This window comes from Petrocella sp., assembly GCF_059865615.1.
In genome coordinates, this window is record NZ_JCBCDA010000121.1 from 1 (window position 1) to 19,741 (window position 19,741).

Consider the following 19,741-nt stretch of genomic DNA (forward strand, 5'->3'; position numbering starts at 1 on the left):
CCTCCACCCCAGGAACTTCATGGTCGGTGTTGGTTAAGGTAAAGATTTGTGAAGCTGTATTTTTATTTTGATAGTAATTATGGTTAAAGAGACTTGATATAAGCAGTAAGTGTTTATTTTCATCTGATTCTCCAAAGGGGAAGACCAGAAAAATGAATGCTTACTGCTTTTGCAATATGGTGAGATGATGGATGAATTTGAGGGGACTTCTAAAATATGTATTTTATATGAACAAAGGGGGTTGACAAATGTAGGGTGAAGGTGATAAGATAATAATCGAAAGCGGTTTCGAAAACTTCTTTTTAACAGAAAGCACTTGTAAGCGATTTTTTTTACGAAACACCGAAAGCGGTTTCGGAAATCTTTCTAAAAGGACTTGCACTTAAGGCTAGAGTTAGGTATAATTTTTTTTAGAATGAACCGAAAGCGGTTTCGGAAAGGATGGTCATATATGATTACCATTTATGATATAGCAAAAAATGTCGGTTGCTCAAGCGCAACAGTATCTAAAGCACTAAATAATTATCCGGATGTCAATGCCATGACAAGGAAAAGAATATTGGAGATGGCTGAAAGCATGGGGTATTCACCAAATTCACAGGCACAGGCACTAACAAAGAACAAAACCTGGAATATTGGTGTCTTATTTGAAACGGAGAGTGAGATCCGTAATGGTTTTACCCACTACTTCTTTTCACAGATTCTTGAGAGCTTTAAGAAATATACTGAAGAACGAGGTTATGATTTAACCTTTGTATCCCAAAAAATCGGTGAGAATAAGGTGTCTTTCCTTCAACATGTAAGGCGCCGCCGCTGCGATGGTGTTATTATTGCTAACTATGATTATAATGATCAAAATGCGCTTGAATTGATTCATAGTAAGATACCTGTTGTGGTCATTGATTTTGATAACGATACAGTGAGTTCTATTTTTTCTGAAAACTATGAAGGCTTAAAACTGCTGACGCAGCACCTTATTGACCTAAATCATCGAGACATTGTTTATATTCACGGACAACGCAATTATGTTACCGGTGAACGGATTCGCGGTTTTGAAGATACTATGAGTGCCAATAACTGCAAAATAACGGAAGAACATTTAGTGGAAAGTGCGTATTACAACCGTCAAAGTATTGCCGATAAGACACGCATGGTTTTGGCAAGAGATAAACGACCCACAGCCATTATTTTCTCGGATGATTATGCAGCTGTTTTAGGTATCAAAGTGATTCAAGAGGCAGGTCTAAAAGTGCCGAAAGATATATCGGTTGTTGGTTTTGACGGTTTGGAACTCGGGCAAATGATTACCCCCCATTTAACGACGATTGTACAAGATACGAGAATGATTGGTGAATTAGCAGCTAAGCGTTTGACAGAAATTATTGAAACCAAGAATCGAACAAAAATAGACATAAGTGTGGGCGTAAAATTGTTAGAAGGTGCATCCAGTAAGCAAGTGAAACTTATATGAATGTGAAAAGGAGAAAAAAATGAAAAAGTGGATTGGTTTATTACTTACATTTACATTAATACTTTCTGTAACAGCTTGTGGTGGGGCGAAACAGGACAATAACGAAGCAGCAAATCAAGGTGAAGTTGGCGTACCAACTGAGAACAAAGGTGAAACATTGGTTGTATGGACCTTCACAGATGAACTTAAAGGTATGATTGAGAACCATTATTTAAAAGACAATCCGGATTTACCTTATAAAGTTGAAGTTGTCGTTGTCCCTAATGATCAATACCAAAACAAGCTTGATCCGGTTTTGGCATCAGGGAAAAGTGCCCCGGATGTATTCGCACTAGAAGCCGCGTATGTTAAAAAATATGTGGATTCACCTTTTACAGCAGATCTTGCATCTATAGGGTTTGATCGAAACAATATTGATACACTGCCTTATGTACTGGATGTAGCAACAGACACCAATGGCGTACTTAAAGGATCTAGTTGGCAAGCAACACCTGGCGCATTCTTTTATCGAAGAAGTTTGGCTTTAGAATATCTTGGAACCGAAGATCCCGAAGAAATACAAGGGATGATGAGCGATTTTGATAAGTTTTATGAAACAGCCATGACCATTAGTGAAAAATCAGAAGGTAAAGTAAAAATGATTAGTTCTCTAGGAGATCTAGTACAGGTTTTCTATGCAGCAAGACAAGACGGTTGGGTTGTAGACAATAAGTTAGTTGTAGATCCAAAGATTACTGAACTTATGGAAATGGGTAGAAAATTAGAATCCAATAAATTAACTAATCAATCCGAACAATGGACCGAACAATGGTTTGCAAGTATTTCAGGTAATGATGTATTTGGTTACTTCTTACCAACTTGGGGTCTTCACTATGTGTTAAAAACAAGTGCTGAAAATGCAGACACAGGCGTATCGACATCAGGTGACTGGGGCATGATCCAAGGACCTTCCTCTTATTTCTGGGGTGGTACATGGCTCGCTATGCGTGAAGGATCCAAGATGGAAGAAGCAGCAGCTGATTTAATCGAATACTTAACACTAGATGAAGCATTCTTAAAAACATGGGCTGAAGAAACAGGCGACGTTCTGTCCAATGAAGCGGTTGTGAATCAAATCAAAGACGGTTTTACAGAACCTTTCTTGAACGGTCAAAACCACTACGCTGCCTTTGCAGAGATGGCAACAAAAGTAGATGCATCTATTTTGACAGGTTCAGATAAAGATATTCAAGACTTATTTACGGAACAGTTGACCGCCTATTCTAAAGGTGAAAAAGAACGTGATGCTGCGATGGAAGATTTCATTTCATCGGTCAAAAATCAATTTCCCAGCTTAGAATACTAGAACTTCAGGGGTGAAGGCTTGTCTTTCATCCCTGAGTTATTCAATAAGTCATACATTAAGAAATGAAATTATAAAAAGAGACAAAGTTTAATCGATTGCTTAGAACAGAGTTTGAGAAATTAAGATAGGAGATTATAATGGCGAAGAAAAATAAGCACCAATTGGTTAATTATGATAAGTACGGTTATTTCTTTGTTGCACCCTTCATTATTGCCTTTCTGGTCTTCCAACTGTATCCGATTTTTTATACTTTTCAGTTAAGTTTTACAGATTTGGCAGGATGGGAAACCCAAATGAACTATGTGGGATTAAAGAATTACTTTGGATTACTTCAAAACGAGTTATTCCTAAAAGCACTTAGAAACACATGGATCATATGGACCATGAACTTTATCCCACAAATTGGCTTGGCATTGTTATTGGCAAAATGGTTTTCAGATGCACGCATGAAGCTTAAGGGCGCTGGACTTTTTAAAGTATTGTTTTATATGCCCAATATTATTACTGCCGCTTCAGTGTCTATTCTTTTTAGTACACTTTTTAGCTATCCCATGGGACCAATCAATCAATTGCTGATTCAATTCGGTGTTTTACAAGAGCCGTTTGAGTTCTTTAGAAGTGTGGGCGCTACAAGATCCATAGTAGCTTTCATTCAATTTTGGATGTGGTATGGCAATACATTTATCATTCTTATGGCAGGTATTTTAGGTATTAATCCTTCACTCTACGAAGCAGCTATGGTGGATGGTGCTACAAGTAGTCAGATGTTTTTTGGCATAACGTTACCCCTTATTAAGCCGATTACTTTATATGTACTGGTCACTTCGTTTATCGGCGGGATGCAAATGTTTGATATTCCCTTCCTGTTAACATTAAGGGGCAATCCGGATTACTCTATTGAAACTGTGACTATGTTTATCTACAGACAGGCTTTTAGTGGTAGTAGAAATTATTATATTGCAGCAACAGCTTCAATAACGTTATTGGTGATGATTGTGATTGTCAGTATAATTATTTTCAAAATCATGGAAGACGATAAAAAAATCAAAAAGCCTTTTACCAGTAGGTTTAGAAAGGCGGGTGCACTTCATGAATGAGCATAGATTGGGTAGATTTTATTGGTTAAGAGCATCTTGGATCTATATTGTATGTTTTATGCTTATGATCCTTAGCATTATGCCTTTTTGGATTCTTATTGTAAACGCTACAAGATCAACGGATCAAATACAGCAAGGTTTTTCTCTTATACCCAGTGGTTTTTTGGAATATAACTATAGGGTGTTGACCAATAGAGGCTTTGACATATGGCGTGGTTTTATTAATAGTTTCACCATATCAGCAGGTGCCACTTTTATGGCATTATACTTTAGTGCCTTAACAGCATATGGCCTTGTTATTTATGATTTTAAAGCAAAGAAGTACATATTTGCTTTGATTGCATTTATATTGATGATACCCGCTCAAATCAGTATGATCGGTTTTTATCGTATGATGCTAAATATCAATCTAACGGACAGTTATATACCTTTGATTTTTCCGGCCATGGCAACACCAGCTACTGTTTTTTTCATTCGACAGTATTTGCTTTCTTCCTTTCCAAAGGATTTGGTGAGTGCAGCAAGAATTGATGGCGCAAAAGAGATACAGATTTTTCACACTATTGCATTGCCTGTGATGAAGCCGGCACTGGCAACGATGGGTATTTTTGCCTTTGTAGGTTCTTGGAATAATTTCCTTATGCCCTTAATGTTGATCTCGGATGAAAAAAAATACACATTACCCATGTTGGTTCAGTTGTTAAAGGCGGATATTTATAGAACTGAATTCGGTGGCATTTATCTGGGTATTGCGATGACCATTCTACCATTGCTTATCGTGTATCTTATTTTCTCAAGGTATATTATTGCAGGGGTTGCTCTTGGAGGGCTAAAGGAGTAAAAGAAACTTAACTGAGTTAAAAAGGCAGAAGTATGTCTGATGATGTAAACAATTAGATTTGAACAGCTAAGGAGGACATTATGTTTAATGAATCATTTATATGGGGTGCGGCAACGGCATCCTATCAAATAGAAGGCGGCGCTTACGAGGATGGTAAAGGTCTTTCTGTATGGGATATGTTTACCAAAGTTAAAGACAAAGTCTATAATATGGATCATGGTGATGTGGCTTGTGATTCATATCACAAATTAGAAGAAGATGTGGCGTTACTGAAAGAATTAGGTGTTAAAGCTTATCGTTTCTCTATTTCATGGCCGAGAGTTTTGCCAAATGGTATTGGTGAAGTGAATGAAAAAGGTTTAGATTATTACAGTCGCTTTGTTGATGCTTTGCTTGAAGCTGGTATCGAACCTTATGTTACTTTATTCCACTGGGATTATCCATATGAGCTATACAAAAAAGGTCAATGGCTCAATGATGCTTCATCGGATTGGTTTGCCGAATATACAAAAGTTATCGTAGATTGCCTAGGTGATAGGGTCAAACACTGGATGACGTTAAATGAACCACAATGTTTTATAGGACTTGGCTATTTTTCAGGTGTTCATGCTCCAGGCCATCATTACAGTGCTTTTGATATTATCCGTATGTCACATAATACTTTATTGGCTCATGGCAAATCCTTGAAAATAATAAAAGAAACCCTGCCGGATGCTTCAGTTGGTTTTGCTTTTGTCACAAATGCAGTTGTACCAAAATCAATGGAACAAGCGGATGTAGATGCGGCAAGAGATTTTATGTTTAATCGATATGAAAAAACTGAAAACAAAGATAATTATGACTTTACCTTTGACAACGATTACTGGTATGATCCGATTATGCTAGGTAAATATCCGGATTGGGTAACCAAGATGTATCGAGATTATTTACCGGAAGAAAAACAGTTGAAAGCAGATCTTGAACTGATCTCGCAAAAAGTAGATTATATAGGGCTTAATTTATATCAGGGACCAGAGGTAGAAGCGGATGGACCTTATGTGAAAATCAGTAAGCAGAAGCCGGGTCAACCTTTTACAGCTCTTAATTGGCTCGTATCAGAAGGCATTATGTATTGGGGTACGAAGTTTATGTATGAGCGTTACCAGACACCTATTTTTATTACTGAAAATGGATTATCTAATAAGGATTGGGTATCACTTGATGGTAAGGTGCACGACGAAGGTAGAATTGATTTCTTAGATCGATATTTGCGCCAATTAGAAAAATCCTATCAGGAAGGTAATGATATTCGTGGCTATTTCCAATGGTCTTTACTGGATAATTTTGAATGGGCAGAAGGATACAAAGAACGATTCGGTCTTGTACATGTTGATTTTGTAACAGGTAAGCGAACACCTAAGGAATCCTATTATTGGTACAAGAAGTTGATTACAAACAAAGATCGTTAAAGTGTCAAAACTAAGTTATTCTAAATCACATACAACATATAGGTTACGTTGATACACTCATAACGATATACTACAGGAGAAAGTTCAACTATATTGTTTTGACACTTTAAGCAAAGATAAATAAATAAAAAAACAGTAAAAATTTATGGCAATTTGGGAGATGATATTCCCCAATTGCCATAAATACTTTTCAGGGGAACGTATATTTGGTATAATAATTTTATGGTTAAAGGGTCAAAACTAAGTTTCATTAAATTCGCCTACCATATATAGATTACGTTGATAGATTCGTAACTATATATGGTATGAGAAAGTTCAACTATATAGTTTTGACGCCTTAACCATTTTATCAGAATGAATAAAATGGATGATGTTAATTGAGAACATTAGAGAAAGTATCGTTAGAATAACAAATGATTGTTGGTGAAATAGATGGCTCAGTATAAGATTCAGCTTTCAGTAAGAAATATAATTGATTATATCTTAAGAGGCGGCAGCATTGAGTCTGTTGCACTCTCGAGTACCAGAGCTGTGGATGGCACGAGAGCCCATCAGAAGTTTCAGAAGGCTCAAAAAGAGGATTATCAAGTTGAAGTAAAGCTGGTTCATACATGTCAAGTGGATCAAATTGATTTTACCATAACCGGTCGAGTGGATGGTCTTTTTGAAGACGAGGGTATAGTAGTTATTGATGAAATCAAATCTACAAGCATGCCGCTTTACTTAATCAAAGGGAATAATACTATGCACTGGGCACAAGTCAAAATGTACGCATACATCTATGCCCACCAAAATCATCTTATGGGTGTTACTTGTAGACTGACGTATATTGAGTTGGAAGACTGTAATATACAGCATTTTACTTCTTATGAAACCATAGAAGACCTTACAAATTTTTACTATGACATACTGGGTCGTTATGCCAAATGGGCACTTAGTTTAGAGCGGTTTAAGGAAAGATGCATAGGAAGCATTGAAACATTGACCTATCCTTTTGTGAATTACCGTAAAGGTCAAAAGCAACTTATGCATGGTGTCTATAAGACCATCATTGAGAATCAGAAGCTTTTTGCCAGAGCACCTACAGGCATCGGTAAGACCATTGCGACATTGTATCCTGCAATCAAAGCATTGGGTGAGCAGAAAACTGAAAAGATTTTTTATCTAACGGCAAAAACGATTGGAAAAGAAGTGGCCAGTCAGACGCTGAATTTGTTGGAAGACCAGGGGATGGTATTAAAAAGAGTCACCATAACGGCTAAAGAGAAAATATGTCTTAATGAGGTTAAAAAGTGTAACAAAGAGGATTGTCCTTATGCCTTAGGTCATTATGACAGGGTGAATATGGCTGTTGAGGCGGCTTTTAAAGCGACGGATTGTTATACTCGGGAGGTAATAGAAAGCTTTGCCAAGCTTCACCAGGTCTGTCCATATGAACTATCCTTGGATCTGGCACTATTTTGTGAAGTGATTGTTTGTGACTATAATTACGTTTTTGATCCAAGTGCTAAATTGCAAAGATTTTTTGTGGAAGGTTCAGGTGGCTACACCTTATTGATAGACGAAGCCCATAATCTTGTAGACCGAGGTAGGTCCATGTACTCTGCTGTTTTGGAAAAAGACCAGATATTAGAGGTTAGACGTAAAGTGAAGGAGCTAGATGCCAGACTTTATAAATACATGACAAGGTTAAACCAGAAAATGTTACATTACAAAAAGGCATGTGAAAATTATGAGTACCTAAGATTCGAGACAAAAGATATGCCCTATGATATTGAAGATAATTTAAGAGCCATAATCTATAGAATAGAAAAAATCTTCAAGGAACACCAGAATTGGCAACATATGGATATGCTCTTGGACTTTTTCTTTACTGCCTACGACTATGTTAAAAAAACAGAATTGTATAGTGGGAAATATATTACTAGTTATGAGAAAAAAGAAAATAATTTAAAACTACATTTGTATTGTATAGATCCTAGTGATAATATAAGAATGGCTACCAAAGATATGAAGGGTGTTGTTTTTTTCTCTGCAACATTATTACCGATGGCCTATTATATGGATTTACTAGGTGGTAATAAAGAAAACTATGGTATGATGTTATCATCACCTTTTGACAAAGAGAACTTGGGTCTAGTCATTGACCGATCAATATCAACTAAGTACCATAATCGTGAAAGTTCTATTGGTCCCATCGGGGAACATATTATTACCATTGCTAGAGAAAAAAAAGGAAACTATTTGGTGTTTTTTCCATCCTATAAGTATATGGAAGATGTGTTAAATAATTTAGTTTTCACAAAGAAAGTTGAAGAAGAGTTCGACTTACTTTATCAAGAAAAAGGTCTGACAGAGACAGCTAAGGAAGCGTTTATTCAATCTTTTGAAAAGCCAAGAGAACGCTCTTTGATAGCCTTCTCTGTTTTGGGTGGTATGTTCTCAGAAGGTATTGATTTGGTAGGGAATCGACTTATCGGTGTTTTGGTAGTCGGTGTGGGTTTGCCAATGCTCTGTTATGAAAATGATTTAATCAGAGGTCATTTTGGTCAAAAAGGTTTTGATTACGCCTATGTCTATCCGGGTATGAATAAGGTACTACAAGCAGCCGGTAGGGTAATAAGGACGATTCATGATAAGGGTGTGGTGATTTTATTGGATGAACGTTTTGCAAGTAGACAATATAAAGAACTATTTCCACTGGAATGGTCGCATTATAAAACGGTTGTCAGAAAAGAGGATTTGTATGCGGTGCTAGATACATTTTGGAACGACGAAAATATGAACAAATCGTAACCATGTCAAAGAGTGGGTTATTTTGTATACATTATACATATATTTTTTCACCTCTTTCGTTGATGATTTTCAAGATTATCGTCAAAACCTACAATTATATCAATAAATCTTTTTTTTCTTTGGGCAGACTTAATTTGAATCAGATGCTATAATAATTCTTGTAAAACCCCCGCCATACATTTATATATAGTTTTACTACACCCCATAAGAAATAATATAAATACCTTCTCCCAAAAAGGACAGCGCTCGGATTGCTGTCCTTTTTACGTATAGCAATAAAAACAAGAAAGGTTGTGACAATCATGTATAAAATGCTTGTACTGGATATGGATGGCACTTTGCTTAATGAAAGGCAAGAGATATCAAAAGAGAATATTGAGGCGATTAAAGATATTATTAATCGTGGAATCAAAGTCATATTAGCCTCAGGAAGGGCCTATCAAGGTATGTCCAGATACCTTGAGTTGTTGGGAACGAATGTTGAAGGTATATATTCTATAACCTGTAGCGGGTCTTTAACTGTAGAAAACAAGAGCGACACTATTCTTCACGAAGTACCCATAGAACATGAAGATCTCTTGACGTTACTTGAGTTGTGTGAGACTTTTGATCTTGATATGAGTGCCTATACCAAAGACAATATCTTGGTTCATCAAGATAATTTATATAGTCGTTATGACGCGATTGCCAATGACATGGAGCTGAAGGAAATAAATTTTCACAAAATGGATAAGTCCATTGAAGTCTTTAAGGTGAATCTTATTAATGAGAATCCGATAATGAAAGAAGAGATGATTCGATATTTTCCGACCATACAGCTTTCTTCTGTGTCTATGCGTGACAAAACAGCTTATAATCCTAAGATTCTTATGGAAACTTGGCGATTTCCTAAGCATATATTGGAGAACTATACCATTGTACAGCCTTTGCCATTCAGTCTCGAAATCTTGCACAAAAGTTGTAATAAAGCCGTTGGAGTTCAACAAGTTGCTCAGGTATATGGTATTAAGAGAGAAGAAATTGTATGTGTTGGTGACTCGGGCAATGATTTACATATGATTGAATATGCCGGTCTTGGTGTAGCGATGGGCAATGCCATTGAACAGATTAAAGCCGTAGCAGACGTTGTGACATTAACAAATGAAGAAAATGGCGTTGCTGAAGTGATAAAAACATTCTTCAAAGAAGTACGGTTAAAGTGTCAAAACTAAATATTCCACCTTAGATTGAAACCTAACTTCCATATTTGGGGAGCATATGATATGATTAAATGAAAAGGGTTCGCAGTTTATAAGGAGGTAATATTATGTATGATTATATAATTATTGGTGCTGGGGTAATCGGTTCAACTATTGCAAGAGAGCTTTCAAGATATGATGTTAAGGTTTTGCTTTTAGAGAAAGAAAATGATGTAACTTGTGGGGCCTCAAAAGCAAATAGTGGCATTGTCCATGGCGGTTTTGATGATAAGCCCGGAACCGTTAAAGCAAAAATGTGTCGTAAAGGCAACCGGATGTTTGAACAGTTAGAATCCGAACTTCATTTTGGTCTTGAGATGTGTGGTAGTTTGGTTATGGCATTTGAAGATGAAGAGTTTGAGACCCTTAATGAGTTGCTTGAACGTGGTATTATAAATGGCATAGATGATCTGGTCATATTGGATCATGACCAAGTCATGAAAATGGAACCACATGTGAACCCAGAAGTGAAAGGAGCACTTTACTGTCCATCATCCGGTATTACATCGCCGTTTGAATTGACCATAGCACTGGCTGAAAATGCAGTGGCAAATGGTGTGGAAATTAAGTTGAATGCTGAAGTGGTGAGCATTGAAAAGGGTGATGTTTTTAAGGTTTCGACGATAGAGGCAATGTATGAAGCCAAAGTGGTTATAAATGCAGCAGGCGCATATAGTAATATGGTTGCCGGGTTTGTAGGTGCGGATAATTTTAAGATTATTCCAAGACGCGGTGAATATATATTACTAAACAAGAATCAAGGCTATCTAGCCAATACAGTATTATTCCAATGTCCAACCAAAGCAGGTAAAGGTATATTGGTGACAAGAACATACCATGGTAATCTTATGCTTGGGCCAAACGCTCAAGAAGTGAGTGAAGCTTCGGATGTTGGTACAACCCTTGAGGCATTAACTTATATTGTAGAACAGGCAAGAAAAAGTGTGGAAGGCTTTGATCTTAAAAAAACCTTAACTTCCTTTTCAGGTATTAGAGCAACGAGTGATCGACATGATTTTATTATAGAAGAAAGTACAGTCAAGAATTTTATTAATGTTGCAGGTATTGAATCTCCGGGATTAACATCATCACCAGCAATTGGTCTTGAAGTCATTGAAATCATAAAATCTATGGGATATACATTAGAGCCTAATCCAAATTTTAATCCGAATAGAAAACCAACGCTTATCCCTAAAAGTGAAGATTTTGATGGTTCAACAGATGCAAAAGACCCTAAAAAGCATATAATCTGTAGGTGCGAGAACGTAACAGAAGCGGAAATCGTTGATGCGCTTCACCGTGGGATTCCTGTGAACTCAATAGATAGTATGAAAAGAAGAGTAAGAGCTGGTATGGGCTTATGCCAAGGTGCATATTGTGGCGAAAGGGTAGCAGCAATTATTGCCAGAGAACTAAATATACCGGTAGAAGATGTACCAAAACGAGGCGGTGGTTCATCCACCCTACCACATAGAGAAAGCCGTTGGTTTTATAAAGAAATAAAGAAGGGCGAGATCGATAAGTAACATCATAAGGCGGGCATATGAAGACATTGCAGGCATCACTTCTAAAATGGTATAAGCAAAATCACCGGAAATTACCATGGCGTATAACAAGAGAGCCTTATAAAATATGGCTTTCTGAGATTATGTGTCAGCAAACTCAAGTAGCAACAGTAATCGCTTACTATAATCGCTTTCTTGAAAGCTATCCAGATATATTTAGTCTTTCTATGGCAAAGGAAGATGATATCTACAAACTATGGGAAGGCCTTGGATATTACTCAAGAGCTAAACGGTTGATTCAATGTGCTCGTGTTATCATGCAAAGCTACGGTGGTATTTTCCCGGTGACCTATGAAGAGATAATAAAACTACCCGGCATCGGTCCTTATACAGCAGGTGCTATAGCCAGTATTGCCTATGATATCAAAGTGCCCGCTGTAGATGGAAATGTTTTGCGTGTTTATTCAAGACTATATGGTGTTGAAGAAGATGTGGATAAAGCGGATACAAAAAAGAAAATTGAAGCGATGGTTTTGGCTGACTTGCCGGAAGATGTTAGAGATTATAATCAGGCCCTGATGGAACTTGGGGCCTTGGTTTGTGTGCCAAAAAACCCCAGATGTGAAAGTTGCCCGGTTCTCGATTATTGTACGGCCAAAGCAAGAAATATTCAAAATAGTTTGCCAATTAAAAAACCAAAGACTAAGAAACAATTAAAAAAAATGAGGGTTGCATACGTAGTATTTGAAAATCAAGTTTTACTAGAAAAGAGAGGGACAGAAGGTTTGTTAGCGAATCTTTGGGGGTTTCCAATTATAGAAGTTGGAGAAGAGGATGCGTCTAATGTAATGATGGATTATTTGGAAAATAATTATGGTTTATACGTAATAGAAGAAGAAATCATAACAGCAAAAAAACATGTTTTTACCCATTTAATATGGGATATGACTTTGGTTAGGTATAAGTCTAGCGCCATAAATTACATTGAGGATCCTGAGGTGGTTTGGATTCATCCTAAAGACATCAAGGACTATCCGCTACCAACAGCCTTTCTTAAATTGATAGAATAATACACTATTCGGTATTAAATAATTGTAAAATAATTCAATATACGATATAATATTCTATAAGATATGAATCACTTGGGGGTGAGGATATGAATAGTAGAGTATTAATCGTAGATGATGAAACAGTGCTGCGTGAAGTCATGGCAAACGCTTTTAGAACCAAAGGTTATAAGGTTTTTGAAGCGGCTGATGGTAAAGAAGCCTTAGAAGTATTTGAAGAAAATGATATTGAAATCATTATACTGGATGTTATGATGCCGAAGATGGATGGATGGTCTGTTTGTCGAAGGATTAGAGCTCAGTCTAATGTAGGCATTATCATGTTAACAGCAAGAGACGATGATTCAGATCAACTGCTTGGTTTTGAACTGGGTGTTGATGAGTATGTAACAAAGCCTGTCAATCTTCAAGTACTATTAGCAAGAGTCAAGCGGATGTTGAATCGCTTGGATGAAGGTCATGCTGGTATGAAGCACATTATTTCGAAGATGGGTATTGAGATTAACAAAGATGCCTATACGGTGGAAATAAACGGAAAAGAAATCGAACTGGCGCCTAAAGAGTATGAGCTTTTAGCTTATCTGATGGAAAATGATGGTATGGTTTTATCAAGAGAGCAGATTTTGAATACCATTTGGGGATATGATTATTTTGGCGATTTTCGGGTCGTGGATACCCATATAAAAAAAATTAGAAAAAAATTAGAAGATAAAGCTTATGGAATCCATACAGTCGTTCGTGTGGGCTATAAGTTTGATTCAAAAAACAAACCATAAAAAAGCATATATAACACAAACGTTCATCTTTGGCTTTGTGTTATATATGCTTTTTCTGTTTTTTAATTTTTCCGTAATAGATAGTTTGTAGTAAGCATGGTAAAAGGATCGAAACTAAGTTTCACTAAATTACAGAGGGTAGGCTTTAAAGACTACTTTATGAAAAACGTTGACCAGTTCAGGGTCAAACTGGGTGCCGGCATGAGTTGAGATCTCTTCTATGGCGACATGCATGGGCAAGGCTTTTCTATAAGGTCGGTCGTTGGTCATGGCATCAAAGGTATCAACAATGGCCAAAATACGACACTCAAGGGGAATTTCTTCGCCAGCCAGTCCTAAAGGATATCCTTTACCATCCCATCGTTCTTGGTGCTTTAGTATAAGGTGAGCAATATCTTTTAGTTCAGTAGATTCATTAGCAATACGTTCTCCAATACTACAGTGGGTGCACATGACTTTCCACTCGTCTGGAGTAAGCGCTCCGGGCTTTTTTAAAATACTATCAGGGATACCGACTTTACCAATATCATGGAATTTGGTCAGAAGCTGAATACGATCAATAATATTCTGAGGAAGTTTAAGCTCATGACCAATGATGGTGGCCAGCATCTCCATACGGTCGGCATGTCCTTCAGTAATATAGTCTTTTGCCTCTAAGGCCTTCATTAAAGTTTTGACCAAGTTATTCTTAGTACTGGAGGTCTTAAGGAGTTTATTCTGATACATGTTATTATCCGCTTCTTGAAAAATATGATCTACATTTAAGACGCCGGATTCATGATGGCCATAGCCATATGATAAGGATAACTCAACGGATTCAGTCTTTAGATTATGTTCTTTGACAAATCTTTTTAAAGTATCAAGGAAGCTTTCAATATCATTAACACAGAAGCCATGTAAGACGATACCAAATTCGTCTCCACCAATTCTGGAAATCATAGCAAAATGGTCAAAGGTTTTTTCTATAAGCTTAGCAACAGAAATAATGACCCGATCACCGGATAAGTGGCCAAGGGTATCGTTGATGAGTTTAAGTCCATCAATATCCACGATAATAATGGTAAAGCTTGTAATCTCCTGCATATTAAAATCGGTCAAATAATATTCAAAGTACCTTCGATTGAACACCTGACAAAGGTTATCTTTATCTACAAGGGTTCTTAAACGGTTTTCTAAAGTGATACGGTCGGTCATATCCCGAATCATGATCAATACTTCATCAAAAGCAGAAATGTGAATACGCGCTTCAAAGTAATAAGTTCTATTGTCAACTTCCATATGAAAATCATAAGTAACTAATAATCTAGAAAGTACTACTTGAGAAACCACCTCTCTAAGCTTTCGAATAAGTCGCTGATTCTTCATAATATTCAGAATCATTGCGTTATTATTAAGCCTTGAAACATTGAAGGGAGAAATATTTCCTTTTATATCGGATACCAATAAGATATCAGGAATAGTAGTGATTAAGGCCTTATTTCTACTGTTAATTTTTTCAAGCTCAAGAAGATGATCTTGTAGTTCAGGGTAATAGTTTTTTCTAAAAGAATCTTCGCCTAAACCAATGATGGCTTCACGTGTAAAGGATTTTTTTTGGTCAGGTTCGTAGGATTTGCTCATAAACGCTTTTCAACTCCTTGGTGGATAAGATTCTAGGATTGGTAACCATACAAGGATCATTTTGAGCATTTACAACCAGTCGGTCTAAGGTTTCTGAGGTTAAAGATGCTACCTTGATGGATGAAGGAATACTTAGTTTTTCCCGTATGAAGCGAATTCTTTCCAGGATTTCTTCACGGATCTCATTATCAGATAATAGACGTATTTGAATATCCAGTTGCCTTGCTATAGCCTTATAACGTTCTGTTTCAGCGTCAAAATTCAAAGCTATGATATGTTCAAGAAGGATGCTATTACATTCCCCATGAGGAAGATCTAATAGACCGCCTAAGGAATGGGCCATAGCATGGACAGCCCCTAAACTGGCATTTGAAAAAGCAAGACCGGCGTGTAAAGAACCCAGTAGCATTTGGTACATAGTATCGAGGCTTCGATTTTCATCCATGGCCTTATCAATATTATTATATATAAGAGAAATAGCTTCAAGTGCATGGACATCTGTTAGGGGCGAGTTGGCATTTGATACAAAAGCTTCTATAGCATGGGTCAGAGCATCCATACCGGTACAAGCTGTTAGGTAATTATCCATAGTCATAAGGGGGATAGGGTCTATTAGAGCAAGGTCAGGGACAACTTTTTTGCTGATTATGCCCCTTTTCAAAGATTCTTGAGAGTCTTGAATGATTGCAAACTGAGAGATGTCTGCAGAAGTTCCAGCAGTACTTGGAATACAGATTAGAGGTGGTCCGGGAAGCTTGATTTCATCCACACCTTCATAATTAAGGATATGGCCGCCGTTAGTAGATACAATACTGATGCACTTAGCACAGTCAATAGGGCTACCACCGCCAATAGCAATCAAAAGGTCACAATCATGAGAAAGAAAGATTTCTGCACCCATCATGGCCTCGTAGTCTCTTGGATTTGGGGTTACATCATCAAAGATAATAGTGTTTTCGGTACTAGATTGAATGAGTTTTTTTAATTCTAAAAACCAGGGTTGGCTTTTTACACCAGCATCCGTAACAATCATAGGTCTTTTTGAGTTGAAATGGGTTAAGTAGCGATGGATAAGAAGTCTAGCATCAATACCAATAATGATTTCAGGTGCAACAAATTTTCTTAAGTCCATAACAGTGTCTTGAGACATGTAATCATCCTCCATTCAAAAGCGCCTATAATTATACGGAAACAGCTTCTTATTTTATATAAATAATGGTGAGATTTGTCAACGTAATCAAGTATGAGCTTATCATAATATTATAGCATTTAAGCTTTACCTTGACAATCTAAGTATCATGGGACATCATAGTATTATAGGAATTTGTTTTGTTTGAAAGGATGATTAGATGGATAAGGTGAAAGTAGTCGTGACCGGTGGTACTGGTTATATTGCATCTTGGATTGTACGTAATTTGCTCAAAGAAGGGCACGAGGTCCGAACCACAGTAAGGAATATAAAGGATGAAGAGAAGTATTTGCATTTGTTAAAGCTAGAAAAAAAATATGAAGGTAGGCTAAAAATCTATGAGGCGGACCTGGTTAAATCAGGTAGCTTTGATCAAGCCATTGAAGGTGCTGATTATGTCATTCATACGGCATCACCCTTTTCAGTCGATAGTAGCTTAGATCCTAAAAAAGATCTGCTTGAACCGGCTGTAAAAGGCACAGTGAATGTGCTTGAGGGTGTTAATCGATCAAAATCAGTCAAGCGAGTTGTCTTAACCAGTAGCCTAGCGGCCATTTATGGAGACAATCGTGATATGCAGGATTTGGGCATTGATGCCTTTGATGAAACCATGTGGAATACAACCAGTTCATTAAAAAATAACCCCTATAGCTATTCAAAAACGATGGCAGAAAAGAAGGCATGGGAGATGGCAGAACAACAAAATGAATGGGATTTGATTACCATTCATCCCGGATTTGTTTTTGGTCCTTCCTTATCAAAAAGGGTTGATGCTACGTCTGTCGATACTTTAAGGCGACTCCTTAGTGGAGAGTTTAGAACAGGGGTACCTCATCTTGAATATGTATTTTCAGATATAAGGGATATAGCAACCGGCCACATTAGAGCCGCTTTTATTAAAGAAGCAAAAGGTAGATATATTATAGCAAATGAAAATGGAAGCTTTTTAAAAATGGCAAAAATCATAAAGCATTATTATGGAAAAAGGTATAAAATGCCAATAGGAAAGGTTCCAAAGTTTATTGTTTGGGTCATAGCGCCTATGATGGGACTTTCCAGACAATATATCAAAAACAATGTGGGCTATAAGCTAAAAGCAGATAATAGTAGAAGTATTAAAGAGCTCAAGATGTCTTATCGTTCTCTTGAAACCACCTTGATTGATCATATTGAACAACTTAGAAAAGATGATTTGATATAGAAGGTAGTTTAATCAGTCTAGCTTCAAAAGTGTAAATGAAAGAAGTATAAATATAATAATACAAGTAGGAGGTCCATTATGAAGGTATTATTTATTGGTGGAACAGGTACCATTAGTTTGGCTATATCGAAGGTGCTCATCCATAAAGGTGTAGAGCTTTATATTGTTAACAGAGGGAATCGTAATGAAGCTCTTGGTGATGAGGGTGTGACTTATATCACTTGTGACATTCATGATGAAGAGAAGCTCTCTTCTTTAATAAAAAACATGTCCTTTGATGTGGTTGCTGACTTTATAGCTTTTGAGCCGTCCCATTTAGAAAGGGACTATCGACTATTTAAGAATAAGACAAAGCAGTTTATATTCATTAGTTCAGCATCAGCTTATCAAAAACCTTTATCAGACTATAGAGTTAATGAAGGCACACCATTATCCAATCCAAACTGGGCCTATTCTAGAAATAAAATTGCTTGTGAGGCCTATTTAATGGACCTATATCGATATGAAGGTTTTCCGATTACTATTGTAAGGCCAAGTCATACCTATGGCTACCAATCCATACCAATAAGCATAAAAGGACATCAAGGTAGTTGGCAAGTGGTAAGAAGAATGTTAGAAGGCAAGCCGGTCATCATTCATGGTGATGGAACAGCCTTATGGACCATGACCCACACAACAGATTTTGCAAAAGGCTTTGTAGGGCTTATGGGCAATATACATGCTATTGGTGAGGCGGTTCAGATTACTTCTGATGAGACATTAACATGGAATCAGATTTATCAAGCGATAGCTGATGCCTTAGGTGTTAAGCTAAAAGCCTTCCATGTGGCATCAGAATTTTTGGCAGGATGTTCTGATTATGATTTTGGTGGCAGTCTTTTAGGAGACAAGGCACATTCGGTTGTATTTGATAACAGCAAACTAAAGCGTTTGGTACCGGAATTTGTAGCCACTACGCGATTTGACCAAGGCATAAAAATGACTATAGAGCATTTTCTTGAGAATAAAAACTTGCAAAAACAAGATCCGGAATTTGATGCATGGTGTGATCGTATTATAGAGGCTATTGAACAAGCAAAGAATTCAGTCATTTTATAAAGGATGGTTTTTATGATGAAACAAGGCGTAGGGGTTCTACTTATTTGCCTTTTGATTTTGTCCAGCTGTAGTTGGGGAAAGGATCAATTAGCTGACATAAATAAGATGGATTCCATGAGTGATGAAGAAAAAAACGCTTTTATGAAAGGTAGTATTGTAGAGGACCATTATAAAAATGATTTTTTCGGCCTGGAATTGGTATTGCCCAAGTCGTGGGTGGTTTTAACTGAAGAAGAGATGATGCGTTTGATGCAAACAGGAGAAGATATTGCTTCCGAATCAGACGCGACATTTGATATGACAGAAGTAGAAATACTTAATCTAATGGGCATATTCAAACACCCTTTTAATGAAGTGGTTGCAATGAACCCGAATCTATACATATCAGCAGAGCGTCTGGATGAAACGATGAATATAGGTGGCAGTGAGACGTATATGGAACAAGCATATGCCGGCATTGAACATCTTGGTGAGACCATTGTATTTGATAAATCAATGGACGCACAAAATATCCAAGAAAAAATATATACAAAAAGCCATGCGACCATTGACCTTGGTTACATGGTCATTTATCAAGTACATTATGTGACGCTTACAAGAGGATATGCTCTGAATATCATTGCCACATATATGGAAGATGAGGATCTTGAAACGATTGAAAAAATGTTAGGGCTTTGATACGAGAATCAAGAATACTAAAAAAAGCCACTGATTAAAATAAATCAGTGGCTTTCAAGTCTTATTTTTCATTGTCCTCCACCCATTCTTTGGCATCTTCTACTGCATTAATACTGGGTTTGTTGACGTTTGTTTTCGGATCAAACTCTTTTGAATCGGCCCAAGCTTCTGTTTTTGTAGAACCGTATTCTTTGTTATCATTTTGACTCATAATATCACCTCGTTAATGTCTTATGGATTACTGTTTGTCGTGCACGATTGATTGTTATTTACATTATGTACTAAATGATAACAAATGTCAACTAGGAATATTTATATCATTTTGCAGGACCGTGATACTTCATTAGTGAATAAGTATGAATCTTAAAGTT

16 protein-coding genes are annotated in these 19,741 nt (G+C 36.9%); 13 read left to right on the forward strand and 3 right to left on the reverse strand.

Annotated elements, in window-relative coordinates; translation table 11 throughout:
- Window positions 1-451: 451 nt before the first annotated feature.
- From AC6F8J_RS14020 to AC6F8J_RS14065, 10 genes are all read left to right on the forward strand, one after another.
- Window positions 452-1,471, forward strand: a complete 1,020-nt coding sequence (locus AC6F8J_RS14020; protein ID WP_500724226.1) for a substrate-binding domain-containing protein — start codon at window positions 452-454, stop codon at window positions 1,469-1,471.
- A gap of 19 nt (window positions 1,472-1,490) precedes the next feature.
- Complete coding sequence (locus AC6F8J_RS14025) at window positions 1,491-2,816, forward strand: extracellular solute-binding protein (protein ID WP_500724228.1); 1,326 nt, start codon at window positions 1,491-1,493, stop codon at window positions 2,814-2,816.
- Window positions 2,817-2,953: 137 nt separating this feature from the next.
- Entirely contained in the window at window positions 2,954-3,913 is a 960-nt protein-coding gene (locus AC6F8J_RS14030) for an ABC transporter permease subunit (RefSeq protein WP_500724230.1), read from the forward strand.
- Window positions 3,906-4,754, forward strand: coding sequence for an ABC transporter permease subunit (locus AC6F8J_RS14035; protein WP_500724232.1), 849 nt, complete (start codon window positions 3,906-3,908; stop codon window positions 4,752-4,754). The genes AC6F8J_RS14030 and AC6F8J_RS14035 overlap by 8 nt, the downstream gene beginning before the upstream one ends.
- Window positions 4,755-4,834: 80 nt before the next feature.
- Entirely contained in the window at window positions 4,835-6,202 is a 1,368-nt protein-coding gene (locus AC6F8J_RS14040) for a GH1 family beta-glucosidase (RefSeq protein ID WP_500724234.1), read from the forward strand.
- A gap of 432 nt (window positions 6,203-6,634) precedes the next feature.
- Window positions 6,635-8,998: a helicase C-terminal domain-containing protein gene (locus AC6F8J_RS14045; RefSeq protein ID WP_500724236.1), complete on the forward strand. Its 2,364-nt coding sequence runs from the start codon at window positions 6,635-6,637 to the stop codon at window positions 8,996-8,998.
- Between the two features lie 302 nt (window positions 8,999-9,300).
- Window positions 9,301-10,209 carry a Cof-type HAD-IIB family hydrolase gene (locus tag AC6F8J_RS14050; RefSeq protein ID WP_500724238.1) on the forward strand — a complete coding sequence of 303 codons (909 nt, stop codon included), beginning with the start codon at window positions 9,301-9,303 and terminating at the stop codon, window positions 10,207-10,209.
- Between the two features lie 95 nt (window positions 10,210-10,304).
- Window positions 10,305-11,762 carry an FAD-dependent oxidoreductase gene (locus AC6F8J_RS14055; protein WP_500724240.1) on the forward strand — a complete coding sequence of 486 codons (1,458 nt, stop codon included), beginning with the start codon at window positions 10,305-10,307 and terminating at the stop codon, window positions 11,760-11,762.
- Between the two features lie 17 nt (window positions 11,763-11,779).
- Window positions 11,780-12,811 carry an A/G-specific adenine glycosylase gene (mutY, locus tag AC6F8J_RS14060; protein ID WP_500724241.1) on the forward strand — a complete coding sequence of 344 codons (1,032 nt, stop codon included), beginning with the start codon at window positions 11,780-11,782 and terminating at the stop codon, window positions 12,809-12,811.
- 86 nt (window positions 12,812-12,897) lie between these two features.
- Window positions 12,898-13,584 carry a response regulator gene (locus AC6F8J_RS14065; protein WP_500724243.1) on the forward strand — a complete coding sequence of 229 codons (687 nt, stop codon included), beginning with the start codon at window positions 12,898-12,900 and terminating at the stop codon, window positions 13,582-13,584.
- Between the two features lie 129 nt (window positions 13,585-13,713).
- Here AC6F8J_RS14065 and AC6F8J_RS14070 read toward each other — a convergent pair whose 3' ends face one another.
- Together AC6F8J_RS14070 and AC6F8J_RS14075 are read right to left on the reverse strand one after the other, a co-directional pair.
- Window positions 13,714-15,204 (reverse strand): HD domain-containing phosphohydrolase, encoded by a 1,491-nt coding sequence (locus tag AC6F8J_RS14070; protein WP_500724245.1) that lies wholly within the window; start codon window positions 15,202-15,204, stop codon window positions 13,714-13,716.
- A complete protein-coding gene (locus AC6F8J_RS14075) occupies window positions 15,182-16,354 on the reverse strand; it encodes an iron-containing alcohol dehydrogenase (protein WP_500724247.1) in 1,173 nt (390 codons plus the stop codon). The genes AC6F8J_RS14070 and AC6F8J_RS14075 overlap by 23 nt, the downstream gene beginning before the upstream one ends.
- Before the next feature lie 199 nt (window positions 16,355-16,553).
- Here AC6F8J_RS14075 and AC6F8J_RS14080 point away from each other — a divergent pair, with 199 nt between their 5' ends.
- The 3 genes from AC6F8J_RS14080 (at window position 16,554) to AC6F8J_RS14090 (ending at window position 19,370) form a co-directional block, all read left to right on the forward strand.
- Window positions 16,554-17,594 (forward strand): NAD-dependent epimerase/dehydratase family protein, encoded by a 1,041-nt coding sequence (locus AC6F8J_RS14080; RefSeq protein ID WP_500724249.1) that lies wholly within the window; start codon window positions 16,554-16,556, stop codon window positions 17,592-17,594.
- Between the two features lie 78 nt (window positions 17,595-17,672).
- Window positions 17,673-18,692, forward strand: a complete 1,020-nt coding sequence (locus AC6F8J_RS14085; RefSeq protein WP_500724251.1) for an NAD-dependent epimerase/dehydratase family protein — start codon at window positions 17,673-17,675, stop codon at window positions 18,690-18,692.
- Between the two features lie 12 nt (window positions 18,693-18,704).
- Window positions 18,705-19,370, forward strand: a complete 666-nt coding sequence (locus tag AC6F8J_RS14090) for a hypothetical protein (protein ID WP_500724253.1) — start codon at window positions 18,705-18,707, stop codon at window positions 19,368-19,370.
- Window positions 19,371-19,431: 61 nt separating this feature from the next.
- Here the strand turns inward: AC6F8J_RS14090 and AC6F8J_RS14095 are convergent, their stop codons facing one another.
- The gene (locus AC6F8J_RS14095; RefSeq protein ID WP_500724255.1) at window positions 19,432-19,581 is read right to left on the reverse strand and encodes a CDIF630_02480 family spore surface protein; all 150 of its coding nucleotides are present in this window, start codon (window positions 19,579-19,581) and stop codon (window positions 19,432-19,434) included.
- Between the last annotated feature and the right edge of the window lie 160 nt (window positions 19,582-19,741).

Bases quoted from the DNA above. Each gene is read 5' to 3' on its own strand.
- AC6F8J_RS14020 (WP_500724226.1), top strand. From the start codon at position 452: ATGATTACCATTTATGATATAGCAAAAAATGTCGGTTGCTCAAGCGCA.
- AC6F8J_RS14025 (WP_500724228.1), top strand. From the start codon at position 1,491: ATGAAAAAGTGGATTGGTTTATTACTTACATTTACATTAATACTTTCT.
- AC6F8J_RS14030 (WP_500724230.1), top strand. From the start codon at position 2,954: ATGGCGAAGAAAAATAAGCACCAATTGGTTAATTATGATAAGTACGGT.
- AC6F8J_RS14035 (WP_500724232.1), top strand. From the start codon at position 3,906: ATGAATGAGCATAGATTGGGTAGATTTTATTGGTTAAGAGCATCTTGG.
- AC6F8J_RS14040 (WP_500724234.1), top strand. From the start codon at position 4,835: ATGTTTAATGAATCATTTATATGGGGTGCGGCAACGGCATCCTATCAA.
- AC6F8J_RS14045 (WP_500724236.1), top strand. From the start codon at position 6,635: ATGGCTCAGTATAAGATTCAGCTTTCAGTAAGAAATATAATTGATTAT.
- AC6F8J_RS14050 (WP_500724238.1), top strand. From the start codon at position 9,301: ATGTATAAAATGCTTGTACTGGATATGGATGGCACTTTGCTTAATGAA.
- AC6F8J_RS14055 (WP_500724240.1), top strand. From the start codon at position 10,305: ATGTATGATTATATAATTATTGGTGCTGGGGTAATCGGTTCAACTATT.
- mutY (WP_500724241.1), top strand. From the start codon at position 11,780: ATGAAGACATTGCAGGCATCACTTCTAAAATGGTATAAGCAAAATCAC.
- AC6F8J_RS14065 (WP_500724243.1), top strand. From the start codon at position 12,898: ATGAATAGTAGAGTATTAATCGTAGATGATGAAACAGTGCTGCGTGAA.
- AC6F8J_RS14070 (WP_500724245.1), bottom strand. From the start codon at position 15,204: ATGAGCAAATCCTACGAACCTGACCAAAAAAAATCCTTTACACGTGAA.
- AC6F8J_RS14075 (WP_500724247.1), bottom strand. From the start codon at position 16,354: ATGTCTCAAGACACTGTTATGGACTTAAGAAAATTTGTTGCACCTGAA.
- AC6F8J_RS14080 (WP_500724249.1), top strand. From the start codon at position 16,554: ATGGATAAGGTGAAAGTAGTCGTGACCGGTGGTACTGGTTATATTGCA.
- AC6F8J_RS14085 (WP_500724251.1), top strand. From the start codon at position 17,673: ATGAAGGTATTATTTATTGGTGGAACAGGTACCATTAGTTTGGCTATA.
- AC6F8J_RS14090 (WP_500724253.1), top strand. From the start codon at position 18,705: ATGATGAAACAAGGCGTAGGGGTTCTACTTATTTGCCTTTTGATTTTG.
- AC6F8J_RS14095 (WP_500724255.1), bottom strand. From the start codon at position 19,581: ATGAGTCAAAATGATAACAAAGAATACGGTTCTACAAAAACAGAAGCT.